Raw genomic sequence first — 12,339 nt, 5'->3', positions numbered from 1 at the left:
TACAACCTCCCCTAGAGACGCCCTGCCTCCACAATCCGCTTCAGGAACTGCTGAGTTCGCGCCTCCTGCGGCGCCCCGAACACCTCCGCCGACGTCCCCCGCTCCAGCACCACCCCCGCGTCCAGGAAGCACACCTGGTCGGCGACCTCCCTCGCGAAGCCCATCTCGTGGGTGGCGATGACCATGGTCATGCCCTCTTCCTTCAGGTCGCGCACCACGCTCAGCACCTCCCCCACCAGCTCCGGATCGAGCGCGGCCGTGATCTCGTCGAGCAGCAGCAGGCGCGGACGTACCGCCAACGCCCGTACGATCGCGGCCCGTTGCTGCTGACCACCGCTCAGCCGGTCCGGGTACTCCCCCGCCTTGCCTCCAAGCCCCAGCCGCTCCAGCAGCTCCCGGGCCCGCTCCTCCGCCTCCGCTCGGTCGACGCCGTGCACCCGCCTCGGAGCCAACGTGATGTTGTCGAGCACCGACATGTGCGGGAAGAGGTTGTACGACTGGAAGACGACGCCGATCCGGCGGCGTACCGCATCCGCGTCGGCCCGGGGGTCGGTGATGTCGTCCCCGTCGAGGAAGATCGCCCCGTCGTCGATCTCCTCCAGCAGGTTCACGCAGCGCAGCAGTGTCGACTTTCCGGAGCCGGAGGCACCGATCAGCGCCGTCACCGTGTGCGCCGGGACCTCCAGGTCGACGTCCCGCAGGACCACGGTCTCCTTGTGGCGGGCGCGGTAGGTCTTGCGTACGGACTCCAGCCGCAGCACGGGTGTCGAGGTCATACCGTTCCTCCCTGGGCCCGCTGCCGGTCCATGCGTGCCGTCACCCAGTCCGTGAACCGTGTCATCGGGATGGTCAGGGCGACGAAGATGAGGCCCGCCACGATGTACGGGGTGTAGTTGAACTCCCTGCTGGCGATGATCTGCGCCGCGTACACGGCGTCGACCGCGCCCGCGATGGACACCAGACCGGTGTCCTTCTGGAGCGAGACCAGGTCGTTCAGCAGCGGCGGCACGACCCGCCGCACCGCTTGCGGAAGCACCACGTACCGCAGCGTCTTGCGGTGGGAGAGGCCCAGCGACCGGGCCGCCGCCCGTTGCGAGGGGTGGACCGACTCGATGCCCGCGCGGAAGACCTCGGCGACGTACGCCGAGTACGTGAGCGTCAGCGCGACCCCGCCGAGGACGACGGGGTCGGTGGTGACGCCCTGGAGCCGCAGTGCCGGGACGCCGAAGACGACGATCAGCAGGTTGATGATCAGCGGCAGCCCGCGGAAGAAGTCGGTGTACGCCGTCGCCAGCGCCCGCAGCGGGAAGAAGGCCGGTCCGCGCAGGGTGCGTGCGACGGCCAGCAGCATGCCGAGGACGAGGACGCACGCCCCGCACACCACCAGCAGCCGGAGGTTCAGCCAGAGACCCTCCAGGACGTCCGGGAGCGCCTTCTTGGCGAACGCCGGGTCGAAGAAGGTCTCGCGGGTCCGCTCCCAGCCGGGCGAGTTGACGATGACGAGATAGAGGACGACCGCGGTGACGAGCGTGCTGAGCGCGGCGATGGCGGTGGCCTTGCGGGTGCGGCCGCGCTTGAATGCCTCGCGTTCCAGGCGGCGGGCGGAGGGGACGTAACCGTCGTCCTCCGCCGCCGCCGACGGCATCTTGTCGAGCGAGGTCACTTCAGCACCGGCGCGTCGACCGCGTCCGCCAGCCACTGCTTCTCCAGCTTGGCGAGCGTGCCGTCCTTGCGGAGGCTGTCGACCGCGCCCGTCACGCACGCCGTGAGGGCGCTGCCCTTGTCGAGTACGAGACCGAACTGTTCGGCCTTGCCCGGAACGTCCGCGAACTGGCCGATCACGGCGGCGTCCTGGACCTCGGCGCCGGTGATGTAGAAGGCGGTGGGGAGGTCCACGACGATGCCGTCGACCTGGCCGTTCTTCAGGGCGGCCTTGGCGAAGTCGTTCTTCTGGTAGACGGCCGGCTGCTGGGTCGGCTTGATGACGTCCTTGATGACGTCGAGGCTCGTGGTGCCGACCTGGGCGCCGAGCTTGACGTCCTTGAGGTCCGCGACCGACTTGGCCTTCGCCGCCTTGGAGTTCTTGAGCGCGACGACGGTCTGGCGGACGTCGTAGTAGCCGGAGGAGAAGTCGACGGCCTTCTTGCGCTGGTCGCTGATGGAGATCTGGTTGAGGTCGAAGTCGAAGGTCTTCTTGCCCGGCGCGAAGGAGTTGTTGAAGGCGACGGTCTGCCAGACGACGTCCTCCTTCTTGTACCCGAGCTTCTCGGCGACGGCGTAGGCGACGGCGGACTCGTAACCCTGGCCGTTCTCCGGCTTGTCGTCCTTGAACCAGGGTGCGTACGCGGGCTTGTCGGTCCCGACGGTCAGCTTGCCCGCGGTCGCGGTGGCCAGCTTGCCCTGCGGACAGGCTGCGGCTCCTCCGGCGGACGACGACGGCGCGGCCTTCGAGGAGGGCTCGGGCTGCGGGGCACAGCCCGCGGCGAAGGAGGCGGCGAGGACGACGGCGGCGGCAGTGAGACCGCGAACGAGAATGACAGGGCGCATGGCGCGAGAGTGGCAGTGAGCAGGGACTTTTGTCCACGCCGAATAGGTGTTCGTCCGCATTCTGGAACGTGTTGCGAGATGATGAATTCTCCCGGCGAGCGCCCTTTGTCGGGGGCCGGGGCCGGGACGCCTCGCTCCCGTCGCAGGACGCACTCCGGCCACGGGACCAACTCCCGCCTCTTTACCCCGCGTTGAGCCCACCCCTACGCTCCGCGCCATGCGACTCATCCGACGCACCAAGAGACCCGCCCTGCTGGCGGCCGCGGCCGCGCTCCTCACCACCATGGCCCTGCCCCAGCACGCCACCGCACAGGACCGCGACCCGGTCACCGCGAACGCCACCGTCGTCCCCGTCCAGACCACCGGCCCCGTCGACAAACGCTTCAACCTGGTCATCCTCGGCGACGGCTACACGGCCGCCGAGATACCCAAGTTCCGGGCCGACGTCGAGAAGCACATGAACGTGCTGTGGAGCATCGAGCCCTTCGCCTCCTACCGCTCGTACATCAATGTGTGGGCCGTCGAGCTGCCCTCCCCCGAGTCCGGTGTCGACTGCGACCCCGGCCTCACCGACGCCCGTCGCGACACGCCTCTCGACATGGCCTTCTGGGGCGGCTGCAACGCGAACAGCGTGCAGCGGCTGCTGACCGTCGACACCAAGAAGGCGAGTGCCGCCGCCGATCTCGTCACGGGCACGAAGAGCGCCAACCGGCAGATCGTCGCGCTCGCCAACAGCAAGACCTACGGCGGTGCGGGCGGCTCCTGGGCCACCGCGTCCGGCGGCAACGCGCTCTCCTCCCTCATCACCCCGCACGAGATCGGCCACTCGCTGGGCAAGCTGGACGACGAGTACGACTACTACGGGCGCGGCGTCCCCGGCGGCACCTACACCGGCGGCGAGCCCACCTCGTACCACCACACCCTCCTCAGCGAGGAGGAGATGCGCGCCAAGCAGCAGAAGTGGTGGCGCTGGCTGGGCGAGGAGAGCCTGTCCGGCGGGAAGATCGGGCGGCACGAAGGCGGCATGTACTCCACCAAGGGCGTCTGGCGGCCGAGCAAGCACTCCATGATGAAGACCCTGGGGTACGACTTCGACCAGGTCGAGCGCGAGGTGATGACCCAGGCCATCTCCAACAAGGTGAACCTGGTTCAGGACCACACCCCCAACACCGCCCCGCTCGGCACCGACCGCACCGCCTGGGTCGACACCCTGCACCCGGTGGGCGGCGCGCTCGACGTGACGTGGAAGCTCGACGGGAAGACCGTGCCGGGCACCTTCGGCGCGCGCAGCCTCGACCTGAAGCGGCTGCACGTGGGCAAGGGCACGCACACCCTGACGGCTACGGTCACCGATCCGACCGACTTCGTACGCGACCCCAAGGTGCGCGGCTCGCAGGCCCTCACCCGTACTGTCTCCTGGACGGTCGACCGGTCCGTGAAGGCTCCCCAACAGGCCGCTCGGAGCGCTGAGTTCACCGGACACACCGGGACCGACAAGCCGGTCGGCGCGAAGTCCGTCGTGTACGCCGACACCTCGCACCCGACGACCGGCCGCAGCCCCCAGGTCCGCTGGACGCTCAACGGCTGGCCCGTCGCGACCAGTCTCGGCAACGACCGTGACCTCGACCTGAGCAAGCTGCCCCTCCCCGGCGGACGCACGCACACCCTGAAGGCACGGATCGCCGGTACGTCGCAGACGCTCAGCTGGACCGTCGACACGACCGCCGCGAAGGGCTCGTACGAGCTGTCGAAGCCGGTACGGACCGTGCAGCGGCCCGGGAAGCCCGTGGAGTACGTCTACGACGGGCCGTTCACGATGAAGCTGGACGCGCAGGACGACCAGAAGGGCACGGTCGTCTCGCAGTTCCGGGTGAACGGCGACGGCTGGTACACCTACTACGGCTGGCCGACGGACGCGAACTCGCCGTGGCGGTTCACGCCCTCGGGGACGAACGTCGACGACCTCGTGTACGGGAAGCTGGGCACCCCGCGCGTGGTGCCGTGGGACGACGCGACGCCCGAGTACAAGACGCACACCATCGAGTACCGGACCATCGACGCGGCCGGGAATGTCGGTCCCGCGAAGAAGTTCCTGGTGACGCTGACGCCGCCTCAGTCCTGAGGTCCCGGCCTCGTTTTGTGCCGGGCTGACTATCTTCCATAAGATCCGGCGATGATCACAAGGAAACGACTGGCGGCCGGAGCGTGCGGCGCACTGCTCGCCGCTCTGGCCGCCGGGCTGCTCCCGTCGCCGGCGCTCGCCGACGACGGGGACAGCGCCGAGGGCGCCCCGAAGGAATCCCCCAAGGTCGAGCTGGTCCTCGACGTCAGCGGCTCGATGCGGGCCAGAGACATCGACGGCCAGTCCCGGATGGCGGCGGCCAAGCAGGCCTTCAACGAGGTGCTGGACGCCACCCCCGAGGAGGTCCGGCTCGGGATAAGGACCCTCGGGGCGAACTACGCGGGCGAGGACAAGAAGAAGGGCTGCGAGGACACCCGGCAGCTCTACCCGGTCGGCAAGCTGGACCGCACCGAGGCCAAGACGGCCGTCGCGACGCTGGCCCCCACCGGCTTCACCCCGGTCGGGCCCGCGCTGCTCGGTGCGGCGAAGGACCTGGAGGGCGGGAACGCCACCCGGCGGATCGTGCTCATCACGGACGGCGAGGACACCTGCGGGCCCCTCGACCCGTGCGTCGTGGCGCGCGAGATCGCCGCGAAGGGCACCCACCTGGTGATCGACACCCTCGGCCTGGTGCCGAACGCGAAGATCCGCCAGCAGCTCACCTGCATCGCGGAGGCGACCGGCGGCACGTACACCGCCGTGCAGCACAAGGAGCAACTCTCCAAGCGGGTCAAACAGTTGGTGGACCGGGCGGCCGACCCGGTCGTCAACCCCGTCGCCACGAAGGGCGGCGCGTCCTGCCAGGCGGCTCCGAAGCTGACCGCCGGTCTCTACACGGACCGTGCGAAGTTCGGCGAGCACCGCTGGTACCAGGTGCAGGTCAAGCCGGGTCAGGAGCTGCGGGCCGCGGTGAGCATCGGTGCGGACCGCGCGGTCAACAACGACTACGGGATTCTCGTACGGGCCTTCACGCTCAGCGGGCGTGAGATCGTGCGCGGGCAGGAGTCCGGGGACGGCCGCACGGACGTGATCTCGTCCGGGCTGCGCTACCCGAAGTCGGACGTGGACGCCGAGAAGGGGCAGGAGCCCCCGGCGGAGACGGTGTGCCTCCAGGTGAGCAGTTCGTTCTCCGCGCCGCCGTCGGTGAAGACGGAGCCGGGCATGCCGGTGGAGCTGGCGCTGGACCTGGTGGACTCGCCGAAGAAGGCCGCCGACGTGGCGTCCTTCGGGCTGGGGCACGGCTGGTGGCTGCTGGGTGTGCTGGTGCTGGTCGGTCTGCTCGCGGGCCTGGTGTTCGGCTGGCTCTCGCGCTGGCGCGTTGCGGTCTGGAGGACCAACTGATGCGTACGACACGTGTGGTGAGCGGTGCGCTGCTGGCCGCGCTCGCCGTTCTGGGCGCCGCTCCTGCGGCGGGCGCGGACGAGACGCCCTCGCCGTCGCCGTCCGCCGGTGAGTCCGCCGCGCCGACCGAGGCCGGGACGTCGTTCCGTACCGCCACGGCCGTGAAGTCGGGGCAGCTCGCCACGGCGGGCGCCTCGACCGGCGACTACCTGTACTGGGTGTTCCCGGCCGACGCCGGTCAGGACGCGACCGTACGGGCCAAGGTCGCCCTTCCGGAGTCCGCGCAGCGGCACGGGGCGCAGACCTGGCAGCTGGACGTGTACGACGGGCTGCGCAGGAAGCAGGCGTGCACCTACGGATCCTCGACGGCGACCGCGCCGAAGGAGGCCACTTCGGTGTCGCTGGCCTGCCACCTGCGGACCGTCCGGTCCTGGGCCGAGCAGTCGTCGAACGATCCGCTGCCGGGGTCCTATTTCGTACGTCTGACGGTGACCTCTCTCGCCGACGACGACCTGGGGCTGCCGGTGAAGGCCGAGGTGCAGCCCGCCGTGGTCGACGCGGGCGGGTCGAAGGCGGTCGACGGTGCGCTGACGGCGCCGTTGGTGCCGGGGGCGACGACGGTGCAGGACGACGCGAAGGGCGAGCCGCGGCAGATCTCGGTGCAGGCGTCGCCCGAGGGCGGCTGGGCGTCCGGCACCTGGTCGAGCCGGTGGCTGTGGACGGCCGGCGGCGCGGTGCTGGCCGCGCTGGCGGGTGTCGCGGGGTATGCGATGACGCGCGGGTCGGGACGTCCGGCGCGGGTGCCGCAGGGCTACTGACGTAACGTCACAAATAACTAAGGGGCGGGGAGTTCGGACTCCCCGCCCCTTTCCCTTGCTCAGGTGATCTTCAGTGCCGCCTTGGCGGTCGCGTCCGAGCTGGTGCCGACGTAGACGTCGATGTCGCCCGGCTCGATCACGAACTTGCCGTCCTCGGAGTTGGTCCAGAAGCCGAGGTCGTCCGCGCCGAGCGGGAAGCGCACGGTGGTGGACTTGCCGGCCGCGAGCGTCACCCGGCGGAAGCCGCGCAGCTTGCGGACCGGCTGGACGATGCTGGCGAACTTGTCGTGGACGTACAGCTGCACGACCTCGTCGCCTTCCCGGGTGCCGGTGTTGGTGACGGTGACGGAGACCTCGACGGTGTCGCCGGAGCGCAGGGCGCGGGCGGAGACGCTGTCGCGGCCGAGCTTCGGGGCGCTCGTCTCGAAGGTGGTGTAGCTGAGGCCGTGGCCGAAGGCGAATTCGGGGCCGTTCGGCAGGTCGAGGTACTTGGACGTGTACTTGTTCTTCGGGTCGTAGGGGCGGCCCGTCGACTCGTGGTTGTAGTAGATGGGGATCTGGCCGACCGTGCGGGGGAAGGTGACCGGGAGCTTGCCGCCCGGGTTGACCTTGCCGAACAGGACGTCGGCGACGGCGTTGCCCGCCTCGGTGCCGCCGTGCCAGGCCTCCAGGACGGCCGGCGCGGAGGCCAGCCAGTCGCCGACGGTGAGCGGGCGGCCGTTGACGAGGACGACCACGAAGGGCTTTCCGGTGGCGGCGATCGCCGCGATGAGCTGCTCCTGGCCGCCGGGGAGGCTGATGTCGGAGCGGGCTGCGGCCTCTCCGCTGAGCGCGGCGGCCTCGCCGACGACGACCACGGTCACGTCGGCGGCCTTCGCCGCGTCGACGGCGGCGGGGATCTTGCTGGTGTCCTTGCCGTCGGCGTCGACACCCAGTGCGTACGTCACCTTGGCGTCCGGGACGGCGGCCTTCACACCCTCCAGGACGGTGATCGCGGGAGCCTTCTTCGCGGCGAAGGGGAAGGCCCACGCGCCGAGGAGGTCCTTGGAGTCGCCGAACGGGCCGACGACGGCGACGGACTTGGTGGTGGGGGCGAGCGGCAGGGCCTTCTTGTCGTTCTTCAGCAGCACCATCGAGCGGGCGGCGGTGTCGCGGGCGGCCTTGCGGGTCTCCGGGGTCGGCTCGCCGATGACGGCGGCCTCGTCGACGTACGGGTTCTCGAAGAGGCCGAGTTCGTACTTCAGGCGCAGGACGCGGCGGACGGCGTCGTCGAGGCGGCGCTCGGAGATCTGGCCGGAGCGCAGCAGCTTCTTGCCGTTGGTGACCAGGTGGGTGCTGGTCATCTCCATGTCGACGCCGGCGTTGAGGCCCAGACGGGCGGCCTCGGCGCCGTCGGCGGCGAAGCCGTGCGGGATGAGTTCCTGGACGCCGGTCCAGTCGGAGACGACGAGGCCGTCGAAGTCCCACTCGTCCTTGAGGATCTCGTTGAGGGTGTGCGAATTGCCGTGTGCGGGAACGCCGTTGATGGTGTTGAAGGACGCCATAACGGTGGCGCAGTCGGCGTCGATCGCGGCCTTGAAGGGCGGGAGGTAGTAGTTGCGGAGCTGCGACTCGGAGACGATCACCGTGTTGTAGTCGCGGCCGCCCTCGGCGCCGCCGTAGGCGACGTAGTGCTTGGCGCAGGCGGCCAGCTTGTCCTTGGCCTTCAGGTCGCGGCCCTTGGCGGTGCCCTGGTAGGCGAGCACCTTCGCCTTCGCCAACTCCGCTGTGAGGTAAGGGTCTTCGCCGTTGCCCTCAGCGATGCGGCCCCAGCGGGGCTCGTGGGTGACGTCCATCATGGGGGCGAACGTCCAGTGAATGCCGTTGGTACGGGCCTCCTTGGCGGAGACCTCGGCGTCGGTGGCGGCGACGGCCGGGTCGAAGCTGGCGGCCTGGGCGAGCGGGATCGGGAAGGTCGTCCAGAGGCCGTGGATGACGTCGAAGCCGTACAGAAGCGGAATGCCGAGGCGGGTCTCCTCGACGGCGATCTTCTGGAGGGCGTTGTTGGCCTTGCCGCCGTAGATGGACAGGACGGAGCCGAGCCGCCCCTCGCGGGCCGCCTTGGTGGCGGCCTCGGTGCCGCCGCCGCCCGGGCCGGTGTCCCAGGACCAGGGCAGCTGCTGGAGCTGGCCCAGCTTCTCGTCGACGGTCATCTTGCGCAGGAGCGCGGATATCTCGCGCTCGTAGCGGTTCCGGCCGGGACGGCCCGGCTTGGGGGCGGCTGCCGCCCCCATCTCCGCCGCTTCCGCGGCCTGGGCGGCACCCGTGCCGCCCGCCACCGCCCCCGCTGCGACCGTCCCGCCGAACGCAGCCAGGACGCTGCGTCGTCTCACACCACTCATGCGTTCACCCTCTGAAGACGTACTGCCGAGAAGTAGCCGTGAATTGCGTGCGGATCATCAAGTGTTGAGTGGAAGCTAGGGGGTTGTTACAGGTGGGTCAAGAGGTGCGACAGGCCAGGAATGTACGCGCTTACACGTGAGGGTGGCGCACAACGCAGTGGTGGCCGCCTCGAAGAACGAGACGGCCACCACGCTTGTGCAGGTCAGGACTTGCTTGTGCGGTCGGGGACTTGCTGGTGCGGTCCGGGACTTGCTTGTGCAGGTCAGGCCTTGCGGGCGACGCCCACCCAGCCCGGGATCGGGTCGTCGCCCTGGACCGGGACGACCTCGCCCAGCTCCGGGCGCCACTCGGCGGCCAGGGAGACGCCGGGTTCCACCAGCTCGTACCCCTCGAAGAAGCGGGCGACCTCCTCGCGCGAGCGCGGCTGGAGGGTGAGCCCGCGCGCCTTGTACATGGCGGCCGCCTTGTCCGCGCCCTCCGGGTCGAAGTCGCGGGCCACGTGGGAGAGGACGAGGTAACTGCCGCTCGCCAGACGGTCCATGAGGCTCCGTACGATCTCGTACGCACCGTCCTCGTCGCCGACGAAGTGCAGCAGGGCGACCAGCGAGAGCGCGATCGGGCGGTCGAAGTCCAGGATCTTGCCGGCGTGCTCCAGGATCGACTCGGGCTCGCGGGCGTCCGCCTGGATGTACTCGGTGACGCCCTCGGGGGTGCTGCGCAGCAGGGCCTCGGCGTGGGCGAGGACGATGGGGTCGTAGTCGCAGTAGACGATGCGGGACTCGGGGGCGGCGGCCTGGGCTATCTGGTGCAGGTTGGGCTCGGTGGGGATGCCGGTGCCGATGTCGAGGAACTGACGGATGCCGTTCTCGGCGAGCCAGCGGGTGGCACGGTGCATGACGGCGCGGTTGACGCGGGCCATCTCCCGTCCGCGCGGGTCGAGTTGGAGGAGCTGCTTGGCCATCTCCTCGTCGACGGGGTAGTTGTCCTTGCCGCCCAGGAACCAGTCGTACATCCGGGCAGGATGCGGCTTGCTCGTGTCGATCTCGATGGAGGGGGAGCTGCCGGTGGGGCGGTCCTGCCCGGTCATGGGGGTCTCCTGGGAGGTCAAGTGGCGCTGGGATAAGGGGTGCTGAGGGGTGCTCATGTGCTGACGGTGTTCAGGTTGAGGTGAGGAGGAAGTCTGCCTTGCCGGCCTTCGCGCCTTGAATGAAGGCGGCGATCTCGCCGGGGGTGTAGATGAGGGCGGGTCCGTCCGGGTCGGTCGACTGGCGGACGGCGACGCGGCCGTCGGCGAGCTTCATGGCCTCGACGCAGGCGCCGCCGTTGCCGCCGCTCCAGGGCTTGGTCCAGCCGTCGGCGGGCAGGTCGGCGGCGGGCATGCCGTTGTAGATGCGGCGGCCGGGGCGGAGCTCGGAGCGGCGGGCGGCGCGCCGGTCCGGGCGGGGGGTGCGGGGGATGTGGGACATGACGGTTCAGAGCTCCTTGCGGAAATCCGCGAGGATCTCCTTGGTGCGTGACGCGGTGGCGGCCTGCGCCGCCATGCGGTCCATGACTTCGAGGTGGGTGGCCACCTCGGGGCGCGCGTCGAGGTAGACCGCGCCGGTCAGGTACTCGCTGTAGGCCATGTCGGGGAGTTCCGGCACGGCGAAGCGGAAGAGGATGAAGGGGCCGAAGGTGCCCGGGTGCGGGCCGCTGCTGAATTCGGCGAGCTGGAGGGTCACATTGGGCAGTTCGGCCGCCTCCAGGAGGCGGTCCGCCTGGGCGCGCATGACGTCGGGGCCGCCGGCCATGCGGCGCAGGACCGTTTCGTCCATGATCGCCCACAGGGTCGGCGCGTCCGGTCCGGTGAGCAGTGCCTGGCGTTGCATCCGCAACGCGACGTACCGCTCGATGTCCTCGGGCCGGGTCTGCCCGACGACCCCGCTGCGCATGACGGCGCGCGCGTAGTCCTCGGTCTGGAGGAGGCCGGGGACGAAGTGCGGGTCGTAGGTGCGGATGACGGAGGCGGCGCCCTCCAGGCTCACGTACATGCTGAACCAGTCGGGCAGGATCGCGTGGAACCGCTGCCACCAGCCGGGCTGGTTGGCCTCCTGGGCGAGCCGGACGAACGCCTCGCCGTCGGCCTCGCTGCAGCCGTACTCCTTCAGCAGGATCTGTACGTACGGGATCTTGAGGGCGACCTCCGCGGTCTCCATCCTGCGCACGGTGGCCGGTGCGACGTGCAGCACCTTGGCGGCCTGGTCGCGCGTGAGGCCCGCGCGTTCACGGAGGTCTTGGAGGCGCTTGCCGAGCACCACCTGCCCGACGGTCGGGGCGGACCGCGGTTCACTCATGGGAAACCTCCCCGTAACTCACCGTCACTGAATGGCGATTGTGCTCTACGTGCTGTTGCGATGCAGTGTGCCATGCGGTCTTGATCTACGAAACGACACTCTGGAAATTTCAGAGTGCCCCTTGCCAAGTGGCGGGGTCAGAGGGAGAGTTGAGGTGTGAACTGGTTCACGCGGCTACCGTGCACCGCATCGGGGGAGGCGGTGCACGGTGGTCGCTCCCCCCTTGGTTAAGGATGCGGTCGTGGTACCTGGCTCCACGCTCTTCTCCCCGGTCGCGGGCCCGATTCAGGAGGCCTGCGTCCGCCGGTACGGTTTCGCCCTGCCCGCATGTCCGGAGTCGGTCGCGCGCGCACGGCACCTGACGGCGGACCGGCTGACCGACTGGGGCCTGGGAGAGGACGTCGGCTTCGCCGCCTGCCTGGTCGTCTCGGAACTCGTCACCAACGCGGTGATCCACACGGGCAGCGCGCGGGTGCGCTGCGAACTGGTCGACGCCGACGGGAAGTTGCGGATCGCGGTGCGCGACGAGGGCATCGGCCCGCAGGGGCCCCGGCTGCGGCGCACCGCGCAGGACGCGGGGGAGCACGGGCGCGGGCTGGTGCTCGTGGACGGGATGTGCGACTCCTGGGGCTCGCAGGAGAACGACCTGGACTCGGGGCGCACGGTGTGGGCGGAGCTGCCGCACAAGTGCGACGAATCGGGGATGGGGGCGGCTCTCGGGGCTTCTCTGTGCGCGGATTTGCTGGGTGACGGTCCGGTGGACGTGACGGGTGACGGACCAGCGGACTTGACGAGT

General features: G+C 69.9%; 10 protein-coding genes and 1 pseudogene. 4 read left to right on the top strand and 7 right to left on the bottom strand.

Translation table 11 applies throughout. From position 1 onward, the window contains the following. Positions 1-11: 11 nt before the first annotated feature. Genes IE269_RS20450 through IE269_RS20440 form a run of 3 tightly spaced genes read right to left on the bottom strand, consistent with a single transcriptional unit; the run spans position 12 to position 2,547 of the window. Complete coding sequence (locus tag IE269_RS20450; RefSeq protein WP_189824484.1) at positions 12-776, bottom strand: amino acid ABC transporter ATP-binding protein; 765 nt, start codon at positions 774-776, stop codon at positions 12-14. Further along, the gene (locus IE269_RS20445) at positions 773-1,645 is read right to left on the bottom strand and encodes an amino acid ABC transporter permease (protein ID WP_189824707.1); all 873 of its coding nucleotides are present in this window, start codon (positions 1,643-1,645) and stop codon (positions 773-775) included. The genes IE269_RS20450 and IE269_RS20445 overlap by 4 nt, the downstream gene beginning before the upstream one ends. 14 nt (positions 1,646-1,659) lie before the next feature. After that, on the bottom strand, positions 1,660-2,547 hold the full coding sequence (locus IE269_RS20440) for an ABC transporter substrate-binding protein (protein ID WP_189824483.1): 888 nt from the start codon (positions 2,545-2,547) through the stop codon (positions 1,660-1,662). Positions 2,548-2,764: 217 nt separating this feature from the next. On the opposite strand from IE269_RS20440, the gene IE269_RS20435 reads away from it, so the two are divergent. The 3 genes from IE269_RS20435 to IE269_RS20425 are packed head-to-tail and all read left to right on the top strand — an operon-like array spanning position 2,765 to position 6,828. Then, positions 2,765-4,669 carry a M64 family metallopeptidase gene (locus IE269_RS20435; protein WP_189824482.1) on the top strand — a complete coding sequence of 635 codons (1,905 nt, stop codon included), beginning with the start codon at positions 2,765-2,767 and terminating at the stop codon, positions 4,667-4,669. 51 nt (positions 4,670-4,720) lie between these two features. Continuing rightward, positions 4,721-6,010: a VWA domain-containing protein gene (locus tag IE269_RS20430; RefSeq protein WP_189824481.1), complete on the top strand. Its 1,290-nt coding sequence runs from the start codon at positions 4,721-4,723 to the stop codon at positions 6,008-6,010. Continuing rightward, positions 6,010-6,828 (top strand): hypothetical protein, encoded by an 819-nt coding sequence (locus tag IE269_RS20425; protein ID WP_189824480.1) that lies wholly within the window; start codon positions 6,010-6,012, stop codon positions 6,826-6,828. The genes IE269_RS20430 and IE269_RS20425 overlap by 1 nt, the downstream gene beginning before the upstream one ends. A gap of 59 nt (positions 6,829-6,887) precedes the next feature. Here IE269_RS20425 and bglX read toward each other — a convergent pair whose 3' ends face one another. From bglX to IE269_RS20405, 4 genes are all read right to left on the bottom strand, one after another. After that, a complete protein-coding gene (gene bglX, locus IE269_RS20420) occupies positions 6,888-9,209 on the bottom strand; it encodes a beta-glucosidase BglX (RefSeq protein WP_189824479.1) in 2,322 nt (773 codons plus the stop codon). Between the two features lie 263 nt (positions 9,210-9,472). Next, on the bottom strand, positions 9,473-10,297 hold the full coding sequence (locus IE269_RS20415; protein ID WP_189824706.1) for an SAM-dependent methyltransferase: 825 nt from the start codon (positions 10,295-10,297) through the stop codon (positions 9,473-9,475). A gap of 70 nt (positions 10,298-10,367) precedes the next feature. Continuing rightward, on the bottom strand, positions 10,368-10,589 hold the full coding sequence (locus tag IE269_RS20410; RefSeq protein ID WP_229898034.1) for a DUF397 domain-containing protein: 222 nt from the start codon (positions 10,587-10,589) through the stop codon (positions 10,368-10,370). A gap of 93 nt (positions 10,590-10,682) precedes the next feature. Further along, positions 10,683-11,543, bottom strand: coding sequence for a helix-turn-helix domain-containing protein (locus tag IE269_RS20405; protein ID WP_189824477.1), 861 nt, complete (start codon positions 11,541-11,543; stop codon positions 10,683-10,685). A gap of 241 nt (positions 11,544-11,784) precedes the next feature. On the opposite strand from IE269_RS20405, the pseudogene IE269_RS43245 reads away from it, so the two are divergent. Further along, positions 11,785-12,234: pseudogene (locus IE269_RS43245) on the top strand (ATP-binding protein); the annotation flags it as partial. Between the last annotated feature and the right edge of the window lie 105 nt (positions 12,235-12,339).

This window comes from Streptomyces spiroverticillatus, assembly GCA_014650415.1.
GTDB classification, from domain to species: domain Bacteria; phylum Actinomycetota; class Actinomycetes; order Streptomycetales; family Streptomycetaceae; genus Streptomyces; species Streptomyces spiroverticillatus.
The sequence above is the reverse complement of the archived record's forward strand: the minus strand, read 5'-3'. Positions and strand labels throughout refer to the sequence as shown.

What these genes read in the sequence shown, in the direction of transcription:
- IE269_RS20410 (WP_229898034.1), bottom strand. Translation starts at nt 10,589, where the DNA reads ATGCCCGCCGCCGACCTGCCCGCCGACGGCTGGACCAAGCCCTGGAGC.
- IE269_RS20415 (WP_189824706.1), bottom strand. Translation starts at nt 10,297, where the DNA reads ATGACCGGGCAGGACCGCCCCACCGGCAGCTCCCCCTCCATCGAGATC.
- IE269_RS20435 (WP_189824482.1), top strand. Translation starts at nt 2,765, where the DNA reads ATGCGACTCATCCGACGCACCAAGAGACCCGCCCTGCTGGCGGCCGCG.
- IE269_RS20425 (WP_189824480.1), top strand. Translation starts at nt 6,010, where the DNA reads ATGCGTACGACACGTGTGGTGAGCGGTGCGCTGCTGGCCGCGCTCGCC.
- IE269_RS20440 (WP_189824483.1), bottom strand. Translation starts at nt 2,547, where the DNA reads ATGCGCCCTGTCATTCTCGTTCGCGGTCTCACTGCCGCCGCCGTCGTC.
- IE269_RS20430 (WP_189824481.1), top strand. Translation starts at nt 4,721, where the DNA reads ATGATCACAAGGAAACGACTGGCGGCCGGAGCGTGCGGCGCACTGCTC.
- IE269_RS20445 (WP_189824707.1), bottom strand. Translation starts at nt 1,645, where the DNA reads ATGCCGTCGGCGGCGGCGGAGGACGACGGTTACGTCCCCTCCGCCCGC.
- bglX (WP_189824479.1), bottom strand. Translation starts at nt 9,209, where the DNA reads ATGAGTGGTGTGAGACGACGCAGCGTCCTGGCTGCGTTCGGCGGGACG.
- IE269_RS20450 (WP_189824484.1), bottom strand. Translation starts at nt 776, where the DNA reads ATGACCTCGACACCCGTGCTGCGGCTGGAGTCCGTACGCAAGACCTAC.
- IE269_RS20405 (WP_189824477.1), bottom strand. Translation starts at nt 11,543, where the DNA reads ATGAGTGAACCGCGGTCCGCCCCGACCGTCGGGCAGGTGGTGCTCGGC.